At 55.4% G+C, this 16305-nt stretch carries 19 protein-coding genes and 1 pseudogene; 11 read left to right on the forward strand and 9 right to left on the reverse strand.

All coding sequences use genetic code 11. The features are described from left to right. Positions 1–27: 27 nt before the first annotated feature. Together B2W52_RS22390 and B2W52_RS20920 are read left to right on the forward strand one after the other, a co-directional pair. Positions 28–357: a rhodanese-like domain-containing protein gene (locus B2W52_RS22390; RefSeq protein ID WP_008172458.1), complete on the forward strand. Its 330-nt coding sequence runs from the start codon at positions 28–30 to the stop codon at positions 355–357. A gap of 80 nt (positions 358–437) precedes the next feature. Further along, on the forward strand, positions 438–596 hold the full coding sequence (locus tag B2W52_RS20920) for a hypothetical protein (protein WP_008172456.1): 159 nt from the start codon (positions 438–440) through the stop codon (positions 594–596). An 8-nt stretch (positions 597–604) separates the two neighbouring features. On the opposite strand, the gene B2W52_RS20925 is transcribed toward B2W52_RS20920, so the two are convergent. Then, positions 605–778 (reverse strand): hypothetical protein, encoded by a 174-nt coding sequence (locus tag B2W52_RS20925; protein WP_008172455.1) that lies wholly within the window; start codon positions 776–778, stop codon positions 605–607. A gap of 176 nt (positions 779–954) precedes the next feature. Between B2W52_RS20925 and B2W52_RS20930 the strand changes: the two genes are divergently transcribed. Both B2W52_RS20930 and B2W52_RS20935 read left to right on the forward strand, forming a co-directional pair. Continuing rightward, positions 955–2094 (forward strand): mechanosensitive ion channel family protein, encoded by a 1140-nt coding sequence (locus B2W52_RS20930; protein ID WP_008172454.1) that lies wholly within the window; start codon positions 955–957, stop codon positions 2092–2094. Positions 2095–2319: 225 nt separating this feature from the next. Further along, a complete protein-coding gene (locus tag B2W52_RS20935) occupies positions 2320–3627 on the forward strand; it encodes a carboxylate--amine ligase (RefSeq protein WP_053112857.1) in 1308 nt (435 codons plus the stop codon). Positions 3628–3687: 60 nt separating this feature from the next. Here B2W52_RS20935 and B2W52_RS20940 read toward each other — a convergent pair. From B2W52_RS20940 to B2W52_RS20960, 5 genes and pseudogenes are all read right to left on the reverse strand, one after another. Then, positions 3688–4050 (reverse strand): annotated as a pseudogene (locus B2W52_RS20940) (SDR family NAD(P)-dependent oxidoreductase); the annotation flags it as partial. Further along, complete coding sequence (locus B2W52_RS20945) at positions 4022–5593, reverse strand: GMC family oxidoreductase (protein WP_273068998.1); 1572 nt, start codon at positions 5591–5593, stop codon at positions 4022–4024. The gene B2W52_RS20945 and the pseudogene B2W52_RS20940, both read right to left, overlap by 29 nt. 253 nt (positions 5594–5846) lie before the next feature. Next, positions 5847–6224 carry a cupin domain-containing protein gene (locus B2W52_RS20950; RefSeq protein ID WP_008172447.1) on the reverse strand — a complete coding sequence of 126 codons (378 nt, stop codon included), beginning with the start codon at positions 6222–6224 and terminating at the stop codon, positions 5847–5849. A gap of 66 nt (positions 6225–6290) precedes the next feature. Then, positions 6291–6959: a glutathione S-transferase family protein gene (locus tag B2W52_RS20955; RefSeq protein ID WP_008172445.1), complete on the reverse strand. Its 669-nt coding sequence runs from the start codon at positions 6957–6959 to the stop codon at positions 6291–6293. A gap of 90 nt (positions 6960–7049) precedes the next feature. Further along, positions 7050–7943 carry a patatin-like phospholipase family protein gene (locus B2W52_RS20960; RefSeq protein WP_008172443.1) on the reverse strand — a complete coding sequence of 298 codons (894 nt, stop codon included), beginning with the start codon at positions 7941–7943 and terminating at the stop codon, positions 7050–7052. Between the two features lie 154 nt (positions 7944–8097). On the opposite strand from B2W52_RS20960, the gene B2W52_RS20965 reads away from it, so the two are divergent. Continuing rightward, positions 8098–9429, forward strand: coding sequence for a BCCT family transporter (locus B2W52_RS20965; protein ID WP_286804013.1), 1332 nt, complete (start codon positions 8098–8100; stop codon positions 9427–9429). A gap of 71 nt (positions 9430–9500) precedes the next feature. Here B2W52_RS20965 and ltaE read toward each other — a convergent pair whose 3' ends face one another. Continuing rightward, positions 9501–10511: a low-specificity L-threonine aldolase gene (ltaE, locus tag B2W52_RS20970; protein ID WP_273018371.1), complete on the reverse strand. Its 1011-nt coding sequence runs from the start codon at positions 10509–10511 to the stop codon at positions 9501–9503. A gap of 135 nt (positions 10512–10646) precedes the next feature. Here ltaE and B2W52_RS20975 point away from each other — a divergent pair, with 135 nt between their 5' ends. After that, on the forward strand, positions 10647–11102 hold the full coding sequence (locus B2W52_RS20975) for a GatB/YqeY domain-containing protein (RefSeq protein WP_014578054.1): 456 nt from the start codon (positions 10647–10649) through the stop codon (positions 11100–11102). Positions 11103–11216: 114 nt separating this feature from the next. Continuing rightward, on the forward strand, positions 11217–11645 hold the full coding sequence (locus tag B2W52_RS20980) for an organic hydroperoxide resistance protein (RefSeq protein WP_008172436.1): 429 nt from the start codon (positions 11217–11219) through the stop codon (positions 11643–11645). Positions 11646–11678: 33 nt separating this feature from the next. Here B2W52_RS20980 and B2W52_RS20985 read toward each other — a convergent pair whose 3' ends face one another. Next, positions 11679–11966 (reverse strand): hypothetical protein, encoded by a 288-nt coding sequence (locus B2W52_RS20985; protein ID WP_092033374.1) that lies wholly within the window; start codon positions 11964–11966, stop codon positions 11679–11681. Between the two features lie 157 nt (positions 11967–12123). Between B2W52_RS20985 and B2W52_RS20990 the strand changes: the two genes are divergently transcribed. The 4 genes from B2W52_RS20990 (at position 12124) to B2W52_RS21005 (ending at position 15261) form a co-directional block, all read left to right on the forward strand. Then, positions 12124–12819: a VWA domain-containing protein gene (locus B2W52_RS20990; RefSeq protein WP_273018369.1), complete on the forward strand. Its 696-nt coding sequence runs from the start codon at positions 12124–12126 to the stop codon at positions 12817–12819. 46 nt (positions 12820–12865) lie between these two features. Further along, on the forward strand, positions 12866–13585 hold the full coding sequence (locus B2W52_RS20995) for a DnaJ domain-containing protein (RefSeq protein ID WP_053112848.1): 720 nt from the start codon (positions 12866–12868) through the stop codon (positions 13583–13585). Positions 13586–13692: 107 nt separating this feature from the next. Beyond that, the gene (locus B2W52_RS21000; RefSeq protein ID WP_273068993.1) at positions 13693–14487 is read left to right on the forward strand and encodes a transporter substrate-binding domain-containing protein; all 795 of its coding nucleotides are present in this window, start codon (positions 13693–13695) and stop codon (positions 14485–14487) included. An 84-nt stretch (positions 14488–14571) separates the two neighbouring features. Further along, positions 14572–15261 (forward strand): type 2 periplasmic-binding domain-containing protein, encoded by a 690-nt coding sequence (locus B2W52_RS21005; protein WP_008172425.1) that lies wholly within the window; start codon positions 14572–14574, stop codon positions 15259–15261. 53 nt (positions 15262–15314) lie between these two features. On the opposite strand, the gene B2W52_RS21010 is transcribed toward B2W52_RS21005, so the two are convergent. Next, the coding region (locus tag B2W52_RS21010; protein ID WP_286804014.1) for a PHA/PHB synthase family protein at positions 15315–16305 on the reverse strand (991 nt) is incomplete at its 5' end.

Here is a 16305-nt window from a genome sequence, read left to right on the forward strand (position 1 = left end):
AGTCTCAAAATAGGGAGCGAGTTGGTTATGAGAGTGTCTTTTTCAGTGAAAGCGGTGCTAATCCTGCTATCACTTGCGCTGGCACCGATAGTAGCGCATGCAAAGCCCGTGTGGATCGATGTCCGCACAGAGGCAGAACATCGGCAAAGCCACATAGATGGAGACCCGCTGATTCCGCATGACCAGATCGTTGCGGAGGTTACCGAGAGGTTCCCGGACAAAGACACCGAGATTAATCTTTATTGCCGCAGTGGCAACAGGGCAGGTAAAGCAAAATCGGCTCTGGAGCGTGCCGGTTATACAAATGTTGAGAACAAGGGGAGCCTGGCTGAGGCGCGTGAAGCGCGTAGTCTATAGGGAGCGAACAATTTTTAGCCACTTCAGGTATAATGGAAGGCTGACGATATTAATTAAGCCATCCCGACCTGGATATCACTATGAGCAAGAAACCCGAGAAAGTAACCCTGACTTCTGCTGCCATTGAAGAACAGACAGCCGCGTTTTTGAAAGCGGGCGGATCTGTGGAATACGTCGGCAAGGGCAAAAGCGGACAAGTATCCCCCACGGGTTCAAAGCAGATCAGCCTGAAAAAGTAACGCCCATCTCAGTGACGAGGATTGCTCTGATCGGGGGAGGACTCGTCATCTGAGGCGTTGTCATTCGATGTGAGGTAGTAGTCTTTCTCATCGAATGTTTTCACATCAGGATCTTCAATATAGTTTTTGCGTTTGCCCCGATACAGCCAGACGGCGATGATCGCGACAATTACTGCGAGCACAATTCATTTCATCGTTGTCTCCTCCACAAGGTCGTCGTTCTTATATTGAGCACCTTGCAGAGTGACCAGTCAATGTAACTTGCACATACGCTTCAAAGAGGCTCGGATCGGCATTTGAGCAAAATGCCATTCGCGCCTTTACTTGATGTACGGACAGCAAAGGTGTCGTGCAGATCATGATGGAATCATTCGGTGCAGATTTGATTGAGCAGCTCCGTCGAAATCTTGGCGATGCCTTTCAGGCAGTGTCAGGCGAGAATCTCGACTGGGGGGCGTTGCTGGTACAGGTACTTGGCCAGCTGCTGGTCTCTGTAATCTACCTTGGCGTCTTCCTGGGCGTTTATCTGATTCTGATCGCTGCCATCAGGCTGGGTCTTGGTGAGCGGCGAACCAAAACCCCTCTTTACATCCAGATGCGCAGCGGCCTGCGCTATCTGGCCGGGTTGGGTGCGCTGATAGTTATTCTTGCGCAATTCGGGGTTTCTCCTGAGGTTCTCAAGGCGATGGCGAGGGCAGGTTTCATGGTCCTCGGTTTCTACGTGGTCTGGGTAGTTTTCCGGCGTCTGATCAAGGAAGGCACTTCACGCTATCGAATGGATCCTTCCATCCGGCAACTGGTCGAGAATCTGTTTGCGGTTATCGCCGCAACCCTTGCGGTGGTGACGGTGCTTGCCCAGTTCGGTTTCGATGTGGTGTCGATTATCGCCGGTCTGGGCATCGTCGGTATTGCCGTTGGTTTTGCAGCGCAATCCACTCTCTCCAATTTCATTGCGGGAATCACCCTGCTCATTGAAAGGCCTTTTCGAATCGGTGATTGGGTCACCATCAACGGACAGGAAGGCAAAGTGGTGAAGATTGCCTTGCGAACCACCTGGCTGCGAACCCGGGATAATATCTTCACGATGATTCCAAACGACAGTGTTGCCTCCACGGATATCATCAATTACAGCGCAGAGGGCGTGACACGCCTGAATATTCCCGTGGGGATTGCTTACAAGGAATCTGCGAAGGCGGCGAGGGAAGTGCTGATGCCGGTTTTGCTGGCACATCCCGAAGTTTTGCAGGGCGCTGGCATGGAGCCCCGTGTTTTGCTCAAAAGCCTCGGTGATTCGTCAGTGAACCTCGAAGTCAAAGTGTGGATAACGCCGGATAACCTGGATGTTCGGCCCAGAATCATGGCCGATATTCTCGAGCAGATGAAAGAAGCCCTGGATGCCGCCGGTATAGAGATTCCCTTCCCGCATCTGCAGCTGTTCATTGACGATGCAAAAGGATTGAAGCCGGTTCTCGAACCTTTCTACAGGCTACGGGGATAAAACGGAAAATCCTTGCAGGCAGCCCTTCGGATGCTTGCATCTTGTGACTCCAGATCCTTTCGCAATCGTCTTGATAGTGGAGGGACAGGCTCGCTTCCTGGCCTGTAAGGGTCTAAATTGTTGTGTATGGAAACTAATTTCCGCGTCTGGCTGGGACACTCTGGTCTGACGCATCGGGTTGTTGCCAATGCCCTTTGCGTTATTTCGAATATAAAGGGGTAACTTATGGCGATCACACCGAAATCCAAAATGTCGCAGGAAGTGCTGGCCTGGCGCGATCCCTCCATGGACTCGGTTCTGGGAACGGAAACACCCAAGGACCCAAACAAGGGCTATATTGCTCTTCTTGGCTGGAGTATTAATGCGATCAAGGCGGCTCAGAAGTTCGATCGCCGCTATATCGTGGTTGCCCCGGATTGGGCTGCCGATTTTTGCACGGCCAACAATATTCCCTTCATCCCCTGGGATTTTGTTCGCCTGAACGATCGGTCAATGGAAATCGCTGAAAAGCTGAAAGCCGAAGGGGTGGATGTCGCAATCCCATTGTTCGAGGAAACGGTGGAATGGTCAGGCGCGATCAACTCTGTTCTGTTGAATAATCCGCGTATGTACGGCCAATCCATTTTGTTCCGGGACAAGGCGCTGATGAAACGTCGGGCCCAGCTTGGTGGTATTCGCGTCGGGATTTTCGAAGAAGCCCACGAAAAAGATGACATCATTCGCTTCATGAAGCGGGTTAACCAGACTCTGCTTAAACTGGATGGTGACCCGGACGATCCGATTCACGTGAAGGCCTTCGATAAAGCCGGCTGCCTGGGTCACCGCATGATCCGCACGCTGGAAGAAATCGATACGATTCCGGACGAGGAATACCCCCTGCTCATGGAAAGTCATCTGAGTGGCTGGGAATTCGCTGTTGAGGCCTGGATCCACGATGGCAAAATCAAGTTTCTGAATATTTCAGAGTACGTCACCCTGGGTTACTCGGTGTTTGTTCCTGCCACGAAGGAACTTGAAAGCTGGCGCGAAGCAATCACCAAGCAGATCGAATTGCTGGTCAAAACATTTGATATTCAGTTCGGTCTGATCCATCCGGAGTACTTCGTAACCAGCGACGGCACCATGTACTTTGGCGAAGTTGCGTATCGCCCACCCGGGTTCAAGGCCTTCGAATTGATTGAACGCGCGTATGGATTCAATGCCTACCAGGCTTCCATGCTGGTGTTTGATCCCAAGAGCACCAAGGAAGAGGTCGATGCCTTCTTCCCCCGCGAAGTGGTCGATGCCAAAGGTTATGCCGGTTGCTTCGGTGTTTATCCGAGACGCCGAGTAGTGAGCAAGCTGGAAATGCCCAAAGAGTGCATTGAGCATCCTTACTTTGAGTCGCACGAGTTGGTGGCCCCTGCCGAGGAAACAGTTCCGGACCGATCCGCTTTTGGTACTCACTGGGGGCTTGTGTTCTTCTTCGGTGACGACCCGATCAAGATGCGGGATCTTCTGAAATCCCAGGAGGAGCTGGACTTCTACGTCTAGGAACGACAGGAGCCGGCTGATACCCGGCTCCTGATAGTCCGACACAGCTTCTCCGGGGCGTTACCAGTTCTCTGAGAAAGGCCGCGCATCGAGCTCGAAAGTCCAGGCTGAGCGTGGCTGGTTGTGTAGCTGCCAATAGATTTCCGCGAGGTCGTCGGGCTCGATAATGCCGTCCTCGCCCTTGCTCGCATAGAGGTCCGGCAAAAATTCTGCCGTGGCTTCATTGCGGATGAGGCCATCCACCACCACGTGAGCGACGTGAATCCCTTGCGGGCCTAATTCCCTTGCCGTGCTTTGCGCCAGGGCGCGCAGTGCATGCTTGCCGCCGGCAAAGGCCGCAAAGCCGCGTCCGCCGCGGAGGCTGGCGGAGGCGCCGGTAAAGAGGAGTGTGCCTTCATTGCGTTGCAGCATTGGTGTTACCACCAATCAAAGTCGGCATGACCGAAGCGTCGACCACCCGCAAACCCTCAAGTCCGTGAACCTTGAGGCTGGAGTCAACCACGGCCAGATCATCTATGCCCATCTTGCAGGTGCCCACCGGGTGATAGATCGTATCCGCACGGGCGCGAATGTGGCGTTCCCATTCCTCATCGCTCATGCCGTCGTGAACGCCGAACATTTCGGATTGTCGGTACGGCGAGAGTGCAGGCCCTTCGAGAATCTCCCGGGTGATTTTTGCGCCTTTGATAGTCAGATTCAGGTCGTCCGGGTCGGACAAATAGTTGGGGTCGATGCCGGGATCGGCCATTGGGTCGGCGCTGAGCAGAAAAACACGCCCTCGGGATTTCGGCCGCAGGTTGCAGACGTGGCAACTGAAGCCGTGTCCCCAATGCAGTTTACGGGCGTGATCCTCCACGATGGAGACGACGAAGTGCAGCTGCAGGTCCGGCTTGTTCTGCTCCGGGTCAGACTTCAGGAATGCCGCCCCCTCTGCAAAGGGCGAGGCAATCATACCCGTCCCATCCGTTCGCCATTGGAGGGAATGGCGAAGCATGTTTTTCATGCCCGTTAAACTGAAGCCAAAGTTATCGGTATCCGCGGACTTGTAGGCCAGAATGAAATCCAGATGATCCTGCAGATTTCGGCCGACACCCGGCAGTTCGTGAATCATGGGAATACCGTGCGGGAGGATGTCTTCAGGGTTTCCCACTCCGGATAGCTGTAGTAACTGCGGTGAACCGAAGGCACCGGCGGATAGGATGACTTCGCGGTTTGCTGAGGCCGAGAGCGATCGGCCCTTGAGTCGATACTCAACGCCGGAAGCACGTTTTCCGTTAAAAAGAATTCGGGTCGCACGGGCACCGGTCACAACCTTTAGGTTGTTGCGCTGTTCCATGATCGGATACAAATACGCCGCAGCGGTGGAGCAGCGTTCACCATTGCGTTCGGTGTCATGAAACTGGGTAACTTCATAGAGGCCAACGCCCTCGTTGTCGCCGGTATTGAAATCGTCGCTTGCGGGATAGCCGTGCTCTTTAGCCGCATCGATAAAGGCTTCGGAAATGGGCCTTGGTGATCGCTGTTTGCAAACATGCAGTGGGCCATCGGCCCCGTGGTATTCGCTGGCTCCACCTTCATGGCATTCCGCTTTGCGGAAGTAGGGCAAAACATCGTCCCATCCCCATCCGTCGCAACCCAGCTCGGCCCATCCATCATAATCCGCGCTGTGTCCACGCACATAAAGCATTGCGTTGATCAGGCTGGAACCACCCAGCCCACGGCCTCTGGGTTGGAATCCTCGACGCCCAGCCAGTTCGGGCTGCTGCTCTGTATTGAGCGCCCAGTTATTGATCTTGCCATGGCCGGGCATGATTGCGACTACACCAGCTGGCGCGCGGGTCAACAAGTGATCGCCCTTGCCACCTGCCTCCAGGAGACAGACGCTGACATCAGGGTCCTCACTCAATCGCGCCGCCATCACGGCGCCAGCCGATCCGCCACCTACAATGATGTAATCAAAAATCATACGGTCCCCGGTTCCTGTTTTTGTTTTGGGTGTACGCTTTCCTGAGCCAGAAAAGGCAGCAGTCAACGAGATGCAGGATCAAGGTTAGACCATGGCCTGGCCGAGCGCCTCTTGGCAGATGGACAGACTGCTAAGAGCGTAGGATGCCGAACTGATCGTGATTCCCGGTGCCGGGCATGCTGCAAATCTTTCGCACCCGGATCCGGTTAATCAGGCATTGGATAATTTCTTGAAGCGACTGTAGGCCGCGGATTCATTCCGCGGCATCCGCTTCTTGCTTGGTTTCATGCTCGGTTCCCGGGGCGTGCTCTGGTGGGCAGTAGGTTGTGTAAAGCTTGAGCATGCCGTTTCCGGTGTTACGGAAGTTGTGAAAGGTACCCGAGGGCACGATGCTGACGTCGCCCGCCTTTACAGGTACCTTCGTTTCGCCGATTGTCGCTTCTCCCTCGCCCGAGACGAAATAAAGCAGTTGATCATGTCCCTCGTGAACTTCGCCGCCAATCTCGCCGCCTTCGGGAATGGCCATCAGAACGAGTTGCGTATGATCTCCGGTCCATAATACCTGCCGGAACTCTTCGTTGCTTTTCGCCATTTCCACAACGGGTAGCGTGGTTCTGCGAACTTCTTTCATTCCAGTATCTCCATCCGTGAATTCAGTATTTGATACTCCTTTTAGCCTCAATCAGATCGCCGGTCTTCAGGCGAAGTCGTAATCACCGCCTTTCTCGAGCGCCCTCTGATAAGCCGGTCGGGCATGAACGCGTTTGACCCATCCGCTGATGTGAGGCCGGTTCCTGCCGACGATGCCCCTGGCTACGGAAGCCTCGAGCGGGAAGCTCATCTGGATGTCCGCCGCGCTCAGTTTGTCCCCCAGGAACCAGGTGTTCTTCGCCAGATGGCTTTCCACGAAATCCAGGTGGGTCTTGATCATCGGGCCGATAAACATCTCGTTGGTTTTGTCCGAAATGCCTTTGGCGACAGGTTTAACAAAGAACGGCATCGGGCTGGTTTTTACCTTTTCGAAGACAAGGCGCAACACCAGAGGCGGCATCAATGAGCCTTCGGCGTAGTGCAACCAATAGGTGTAGTCGAGCCAGGCTTGCCCCCCGCTCTCCGGGAGCATGGTGTCTTTGCCGTAGGTGTGCGCCAGGTATTCAATGATGGCACCGGATTCGGCCACCACCAGATCGCCGTCTGTGATCACCGGGGATTTTCCAAGCGGGTGCACCTTTTTCAGGCTTTCGGGGGCCAGCATGGTCTTGGGATCTCGCTGGTAATGCTTGATCTCGTAGGGAACACCCAGTTCTTCCAGCATCCAGAGAACGCGCTGTGAGCGGGAATTGTTGAGGTGGTGAACTGTAATCATGCGCAAGCTCCGTTCGCATTGAAAAATGGTCGGGTGTGAAGAGTAGTCTGCAAAGAGCGTTTTGGTTCACCGCTGGCGGTGATTAAGTGGCTAATTACGATTGCGCACCGCAAAGCCGTGGCGCCTGAGCTCCTTCAGAATCTCGGGCACCTTGAAGGGCATCAACGTTCGCGTTGTTTTCAGAAGACTGATGGCAACATGCATCCTTTTGTACCAGAGTACCTGGCGGATCTTCTTCTTCATCGGGTGATAGCCTTCCCGATAAAGCTCGTCAACGCGGTCGGCGTTATTGGTAAGGCTGTAGTCGCTCAGGTCCAGAGGTACCGATATGTCGGCATGCTTCAGTTGCTTGCGGGTGTTGAAATCGATGCCAATGTTGATGGCGTTGGAAATGACATCGAAGGTGTTGTCCGGCTTCGGATAACGGCTGACATGGCTGAGATCAACGGCCACCGTAATACCAGCACCCATTTTGGCCAATGGCGAAATGGGGACGTTTTCCACCAGCCCCCCGTCCACCAGAATCCGCCCATCGATTTCAACAGGTACAAACAGGCCGGGAACCGCCATTGAGGCGCACACGACATCCGCCAGATTGCCTTCCCGGAAGATCAGCTGTTCACCGGTTTCGATATCCGTGGCACAGATGGCCAGCGGAATCTCGGCGTCCTCGATCCGGACATCGCCCAGATCGCGGTGAATCATCTCCCGAATGGCGTTGGTGCTGAACAGCCCTCCGCGCTCAAAGGTAAAGTTGATGATTTTGGAGAGGTTCAGCGTTGAGCAAATGCTGAGGATGGATTCCGCCGGGCGGCCGAAAGCGTAATAGCTCGCGATAAGCGCGCCGGCGCTCGTGCCCGAAATGCAATGAATCTTGATTTGCTCTTCTTCAAACGCTTTCAGCACACCAATGTGCGCAATGCCTTTGGCAGCGCCGCCTCCCAGAGCCAGACCGATGCGGGTGTTAAAGGGGTTGAGTTTCATCAGCGGGAACCTTCAGGCGTTGCGAGGATTCGTAGCGCACAAGTCTAACAGAGTTGGAAATTTTAATTCTTAGAGTTCAAAATATTGGGGTGGCACTTAGAGAGGTAAACTTTCCAACCGACTGCCGGGTTATGCAGTCATAGGAGTCCTCACATTGGGTGACGTCATTTCAGACGATTATCAGACCGACTACGTAGCCGGTCAGGATAATATCGAGAAGTTCGGCTTCGATATCCACAACATCGTATTTCCGTTAACCGCAATCCTGATTGTTGCCTTTGTTGTCGGAACACTTATTTTCCCCGCAGGTGCAAAGGAGTTGCTCGATAGCGCCAAGAATGGTGCGATCGCTGTGTTCGACTGGGGCTTTCTTCTCAGCGCAAACCTGTTTGTTCTTTTCTGTCTGGCCCTTATTTTCATGCCGGTGGGCAAGATTAGGATTGGCGGGCTTGATGCCAAGCCAGAGTTCTCTCTGCTGTCCTGGTTTGCCATGTTGTTTGCAGCTGGTATGGGTACCGGGCTTATGTTCTGGTCGGTTGCCGAGCCGGTGGCCTATTACACCGACTGGTATGGAACGCCCCTGGGTGTTGAGCCAAACACTGCTGAGGGTGCCCGGCTTGCGATGGGCGCAACGATGTACCACTGGGGTCTGCATCCATGGGCAATCTACGCGATTGTCGGGCTCTCGCTGTCGTTTTTTGCCTTTAATAAAGGCCTGCCGCTAACCATTCGCTCTGCCTTTTTTCCAATTCTGGGAGACAAGGTGTGGGGGTGGCCCGGCAATGTTATCGACACTGTGTCGGTACTGGCGACCATCTTTGGTCTTGCAACCTCGCTCGGGTTTGGCGCCCAGCAAGCGGCATCCGGTATTTCCTACCTGTTTGATATTGAGGGAGGCCTGAATATTCAGGTCGGCGTGATCGCCGGCGTTACGGCTGTTGCTACCCTCTCCGTGATTCGGGGGATCCATGGTGGTGTCCGGATTCTCAGTAACGCGAACATGATCATGGCCGGGCTGCTGCTTCTGTTTGTAATATTTGCCGGCCCCACACTTGCCGTGTTCCAGTGGCTCTGGGATACGTCGGTCTCCTACGCGTCCAATATGTTCTCGCTCAGTAATCCCTTTGGCCGCGAGGAAGACACCACCTGGTTCCATGGTTGGACGGTCTTCTACTGGGCCTGGTGGATTTCCTGGTCACCGTTCGTAGGTATGTTTATCGCGCGGGTCTCCCATGGTCGCACGGTGCGTGAGTTCGTCACGGCGGTTCTGATCATCCCGACCATCATTACTCTGTTCTGGATGAGCGCATTCGGAGGCGGGGCGCTTCTGTTCGTTGGCGGTGAACAAGCCCTCAACGCTCTGCAAGCTGGCGCCCTGAGTGTCGGGCTGCCGTTTACGCTGGTGCTGTTGGTGATGACCTACAGCCTGTTCAAAGGCCTTCATCATGAACGCCGCTTGCTGATTGCCGAAGGCAAGATGGTGTAACCCCAGGCTGATATCAGGTGACGCTGGAAGGGCCCCCCATTGAGGGGCCTTTTTTGAGCGAGAGTATCCGGTCAGGACGGGTAGAATTGCCGGATGGCCGTCAGCAGCATGTCGACATCCTCACGGCTGACATCCTGGTGGGTCACAAAGCGGATCGGGTCGCCGGCCGTAATCAGGATGCCCTGTTCGGCCAGGTAGTCTTTCAGCTGTGACGCCTGGCCCGCCTTGCACCTTGCGTAAACGATGTTGGTCTGGGTACTGGCCGGGTTGACCTCAAGTTCCGGAATCTTTGCCAGGCCGTTGCTCAGGTATTCGGCGTTTTCATGGTCCTCGAGCAGTCGAAGCGGCCCCCTTTCGAGCGCGATACGTCCCGCGGCGGCCAGAATGCCGGCCTGGCGCATGCCGCCCCCCACCATTTTGCGCAGCCGGGTGGCCCGCTTGATGAATGATTCCGACCCCAGCAGCAGCGATCCAACCGGTGCGCCCAGGCCTTTGGACAGACACATGCTGACGGAATCGTAGTGCCGGGTTATTTCGGTGACATCGCAGTTTGATTTTACGGCGGCATTGAAGACACGGGCGCCGTCCAGGTGCAGAAGAAGCCCGTGTTCGTCGCAGAACGCACGGGCCTGCGCCTGGTACTCAAGGGGCAGTACTTTGCCTCCGATGGTGTTCTCAAGGGAGAGCAGACGGGTGACGGCAAAATGAAAATCGTCCGCCTTGATCGCGGCCCGGGCTTTTTCCAGATCAATGCTCCCGTCCGGCTCGTTCTCGATCGGTTGGGGCTGGACACTGCCCAGCACCGCGGCGCCTCCGCCCTCATACTTGTAATTGTGAGCGGACTGGCCACAGAGATACTCATCGCCACGGCCACAATGACTCATGATGGCAAGCAGGTTGGCCTGGGTGCCTGTGGCAGTAAAAAGGGCCGCTTCGAAGCCGAGCCTCTGGGCGGCGTAGGCCTGCAGGCTGTTAACCGTAGGGTCGTCGCCATAGACATCGTCTCCCACCTCGGCGCTGGCCATGGCTTCGCGCATCTCGGGGGTAGGGCGGGTCACAGTATCGCTGCGGAAATCAATCATTGTTCCTGGCGCCTTTTTCTTTCCTCGGATGTCTGCATTCTACAGTGCAGCAGGAATCATGGAATTCCCACCCTTTGCATTATTCCCGATTCGTCCCCATAAACCAGAACAAAGCCAAACAACAGGAGATCAGCAATGACGGCACCAACCCTTAAGGAACAACTGAACAGCGCGGTAAAAGAAGCAATGCGGAACAAGGATAAAACCCGCCTGGTTACTTTGCGCATGGCCCAGTCTGCCGTGAAGCAGATTGAGATTGATGAACGCCGCGAGCTCAATGACGAGGATGTTCTCAAGGTGCTGGACAAGATGCTCAAACAGCGCCGCGACGCTGCCAGTCAGTACGATGAAGCCGGCCGCGAGGAACTGGGCGATAAAGAGCGAGCGGAAATGGTGATCATTGAAGAGTTCATGCCGGCGGCTCTCAGCGAGGATGATCTTGACGGGTTGATTCGGATGGCCATCAGTTCAACGGATGCCCAGGGCATGCAGGACATGGGCAAAGTGATGAATGAACTGAAACCCCAGGTGCTTGGCCGCGTTGAGATGGGGCATTTGAGCAAGAAAGTGCGAGCCGCGCTGGCGGGTTGATCCAGTTAACCTTTTCTGTCGCATAAACGGGGCGACGCAGCGTGTAGAAAATTGTCGCGCGGAAATGCCTCGGAAGGTATTTCTGTTCAAATTCGAAGGAAAAAGGAAAGCGTTATGTCTATTGAACAAGTGCTCTATCGTGCCCATGCAGAAGCAACCGGTGGTCGTGACGGCCGTGCCATTTCGTCAGACGGCATTCTTGATGTAGAGCTGGCAACCCCGAAAGAAATGGGCGGTGCCGGCGGCAAGGGGACCAACCCGGAGCAACTTTTTGCTGCAGGCTATTCCGCATGCTTTATCGGCGCCATGAAATTTGTGGCCGGTCGCGACAAGCTCAAGATGCCCGAGGATGCTTCCATTGAAGGCGTGGTTGGCATCGGCCAGATCCCCAATGGGTTTGGCATTGAAGTGGAATTGCGCATCAGCCTCCCGGGTATGGACGATGCGGAGGCCAAGCAGCTGATCGATGAAGCGCACAAGGTTTGCCCATATTCCAACGCGACCCGTGGCAACATCGACGTAACACTCAACCGGGTAGGCTGATACCCGGTTTGGATCCGGTCTCGGAACCTGGATCTACCAATCGAGCCTGAGGCTTGCCAGCAGGGCATCCCCAAGGCTCAGATCCTCGGTGCCCGTGTTCAGGTCCTTGTATTGGACACGGGTAGCCAGACTGGCTCCTATGCCAAGAACGATGGTTGGCCAGGATTGTCCCCCCTGGTGCAGCCGATAAGTCAGTTGGGTTCTCCACTCGCGTAAATAGAGCGCGCTTTCTACTTCCCTGTCCTTGTCCATCGTGGCCCAACGGTCCCCGTTTCGTTCCACCCGGAACGCCCAAACCTGCCCCGGGCTCTGCCACTGCATCAGAACAGGCAGGTCTACCAGCCAATGGCCGTGTGCGTTGCTTTGTTTCCAGCGTGCTCTGGGGAGCCAACTGAAAGAGCCAAACCTGTGAATTGCGCGATCTATGCCCTACTATTTTAGCGTCAGTTTTTTCAGCCGCCGTGATTTTCAGGAGCCTATGTCCGATAAAGAGCTACGCACCCGATCCGACAAACAGGCGATCGACCAGTTTATCAATGAGGTTCGCACGTTGCCCAAGCAGGGTGGCGGGCAGGGGCGGCTGATTTTCGCGCTGGACGCGACTGCAAGTCGGGAAGCTACCTGGGACCAGGCCTGCCATCTGCAGAGCGAACTGTTTATAGCAACCCGGGATCTGGGTGGCCTGGCCATTCAGCTCTGCTACTACCGTGGCTTCGGTGAGTTCAAGGTCACGGGGTTTGTGACCGAAACCGGGCAGTTGCTGAATCTCATGAACGGCGTTTCCTGCCTCGGTGGGCGCACCCAGATCAGCCGGGTATTGGCCCACGCGGTGAAAGAGACCCGTGCAAAGCCCGTCAAAGCGGTGGTGTTTATCGGTGACTGTTGCGAGGAACCGGTGGACGAGCTCTGTCACACCGCCGGGGAACTGGGAATGCTGCGCACACCGGTGTTCATGTTTCATGAGGGCAATGATGCCCATGCAAGGGCGGTATTCCAGCAGGTGAGCAAGCTTTCAGGGGGCGCATACGCACCCTTTGACCGTAACAGTCCTCAGGTGCTCAAGGATCTTATGGCGGCAGTTGCGGTCTATGCTTCCGGGGGAGCCAAGGCCCTGCAGGATTTTTCCAGCCGTAGTTCCCCGGAAGTGAAACGCCTGACCAGACAGATCCGATAGTGTTTGTGAGAATCCATTGATGGGCCGGTGTGCCCGGGGTATTTGAGTGCCTTTAACGCTTGTTGCCATCGTTGTCGCGGTTGTGGCTTGGGTGTGGTTGCGCAATCAGCCTGCCAGTCAGCGCAATGCCGCCATTCTCAAGCTGGCTCTGCTGGCCGGTATCGGCATCGTAGTCTTGCTGGCTGTAACCGGGCGACTGCATTTTGTCTTCGCCGGTTTGGCCTTTCTCTATCCTCTGTTGCGTCGCCTGCTGCCATCTCTATTGCGTGGCGGGCTCGGTCGCGTGGCCGGTGGTGCCGGGGCCAAGTCGGGCAATCAGTCCCATGTTTCCAGCGATATTCTGGAAATGACTCTGGACCACGACTCGGGAATCATGAGCGGCAAGATCATCAAGGGCCCGATGGAAGGGAGAGAACTGGCGGAGCTAAGCGAAAGCGATTTCCTCGAGCTATTGCGCTATTGCCGCGGCCAGGACGAGGATTCTGCCCGGCTACTTGAAACTTACCTGGATCGCCGGTTCGGAGACTCCTGGCGAGCAGACGATGAGGCGGCCTCTGAAAGCGATCCGTCGGGCGGCAGTGGCAATACGAGCGGCCCGCTTACCGAGAGCGAAGCGCTGGACATTCTGGGGCTCGAGCCCGGAGCCAGTCGGGAAGAGATCATCAAAGCCCATCGGAGGATGATGCAAAAACTTCACCCGGACCATGGTGGCAGCAATTACCTGGCGGCGCGCATCAATGAGGCCAAGGAGTGTCTTCTGGGCTGAGTTGCATCCTGGTTTGCAGGCATATGCTCAGAGTGATTGCCTGCACGCCCGGATAAGGATATTGTTCAAAAACTGAACTTTTTAGCCCGAGGTGAGAAGACAGCGGTTTGAAGATTTCAACGCTCGCCCATTTCTTTTTATTTCTTCTGCCAGGATTCCCTTTGGCTGCGAATTCGGAGCCACTGCCGCGGCTTAAAGTTCTCGCTGCTCAGATACCGGGTGCAGCGGAGCCAAGTCTCGAGGGGCGAGATATAGAATTGGTTTTGGCGACCTTCGATGAGTGCGGATTTGAGGCCGAATTCATCATGCAGCCCTATGAGCGCCATGCAAGGACCTACAGGGATCGTCAGGACTTCGATGCTATTGCCACAGTACCTTTGCACTGGCGTCTTCCCGGTTATTCCACATCCGCCTACATCTGGTACCAGAACGGAGCTTTCTACAATCACTCCCGTGTCGGGCCGATTGAAAGGGTCAAAGACCTGGCCGGTCTCAACGTGGTGACGTTCCGTGAAGGGGTCGATGTGCTGGGGATCAGCGATAACGTACCTGAATTTGCCTCGCTCACCGAAATCGCCGATCAGACCATTCACTCCCGGCTACTGTTTATGGGCCGGGTCGATGCGATTCTGGCCGACGGATTCGTGGTCGCGGAAGTGAATCGGAGAATCTTCAACAAGAAGCGCCGCGGTGAAAGCTGGCCCTCGCAGTCTGATGCTTTTCGTTTCGCGCCAATCTTCAACCCGGCGCCGCACAAGATGGTTTTTCGGAACCCCGCATTCGCCGCAGCCTTTGATCAATGCTTCGACGATTTGCGGCAATCGGGTGTGATTGGTCTCATCAATCAGAAATACATCGATAAGTATCAGAATGTGCTACGTTTCAGGTATCTAGGACGTTAAGTACAGGTCCGTATGGAAAGGTAAGCGAACCTGGACGACCCTGATCGCAGGAAATTCATGCGTTCAGTCCCATGGAGTGGAGCGATGGTTCGGTCACACTGTGCAGTCTTCATCAGCCTGCAGATCTTCTTTTCCAGCCTTGCGGCCGCCTCGGTTCCTGTCGCCGTTGGTGAAGGGTTGCAGGGCGTGATCGGGTACTCCGATGGCAAGCTCCATGGGTCCCTGGCGCCGCTCTACGAATGTATCTTTGATCGCGCTGACATCCAGCCCCAGTTTATTCAGGTGCCTCTGAAAAGAGGGCTGGGGTATTTGCACTCGGGAGAAGTCTCGATGGTTCTGCCCCTTGCCCAGAGTGAGCGTCGGGACAGAATCGGCGAGTTCGCCGGTGAGTTGTTTTCGGCGGACTATGTTTTTGTCTCGAATCGCCAACTTCCGCCGATATCTGAAACCTCGGGCCTTAAATATGGGCTGCCTCGGAGTTTTGTTGGTGAACAGTTCATTACCGACGAAAACCCGAGAATCGAAGAAGTCACAGAGTGGTCCCAACTGGTTGCCATGCTTCACTATGACCGCCTGGATGCGGTCGTATTGCCGGCGCTTCTGGTGGAGGATCTCTTTGGTCCTGATGTGGTCAAGGTATTCCAGCAAACAGCGGGAACCCTCCCGGTTTCGCTTTACCTGTCTCGAGCGAATCTGGACAGCGAGGATGTGGGCAAGATCAAACGCGCAGTCAGGAGTTGTCGCGCCGGTGACCTGGTTTCCGAGCTGCGTTAGGGAGCTTTCGCCGGCCCGCTATTCCAGAGTTTCCCGCTCAGTCCACGGATGCTTCACTGCGTGACTTTCTCAGGTGATGGCGTTTTCTGCTTCGCGGAACCCGATTTCCCGCGTTGCGGTTGTCGCCGCTTCCGGACCGCCGGGCTTGGTGGTGCCGGCTCGTTGCGCAAGTAAGCCCCGGGCGCCGGTTCAATCACCGGCAGATTGCCTTCTCCCGGAATGCGAGCCTTAATCTTACCGCCACCGAACTGCTCGGCCCAAGCCACCCAATCTGGCCACCAGGAACCTTCAAACTGCTCGGCACCTTTCAGCCATTCCTCTGGATTGGCCGGGTTGTCTTCGTTGAGGCGATAACCGTACTTCTTTTTCTCGGGCGGATTGATGATGCCGGCAATGTGCCCTGAACCGCCGAGGACAAAACGCAACGGGCCGCCCAGGTTACGTGCGCCTTTGTAGCAGGAGATCCAGGGTGCGATGTGGTCTTCAATCGCAGATGCAAAGTAGGCGGGGGACTTCACCTTTCGCAAATCGATCGGTGTACCCGCTAGAGTAATACCCCCGGGCTCACGCAGCCGGTTGTTCAGGTACATATTGCGGAGGTAAAAGCTGTGCATGGCCGCTGGCATGCGGGTGGCGTCCGAGTTCCAGTACAACAGGTCAAAGGGCGCCGTGTCGCGGCCGAGAAGGTAATTATTGACGAAAAAAGACCATATCAGGCTGTTGGCACGTAGCATGTTGAAGGCCGTTGCCATGGAAGCACCTTCAAGATAGCCCTGTTTGTTCATGGCCTTCTCGATTTTGGCAATAGAGTCCTCGTCGATGAAGACTTCGAGATCGCCGACTTCCGAGAAATCCATCATGCTGTTGAGAAACGTCGCACTTTTTACGCGATCATCCCCGCGAGCGGCCAGCCAGGCGAGCGTGCAACCAAGCAGAGTGCCGCCGATGCAGTAGCCGACGGTATTGATTTCCCGCTCACCCGTCGCCTGCTCGATGGCATCCATGGCGGCGACCGGACCTTCGAGCATGTAGTCCTCAAAGGTC

Source organism: Marinobacter sp. UBA2498, from assembly GCF_002341575.1.
Classification (GTDB): Bacteria; Pseudomonadota; Gammaproteobacteria; order Pseudomonadales; family Oleiphilaceae; genus Marinobacter; species Marinobacter manganoxydans.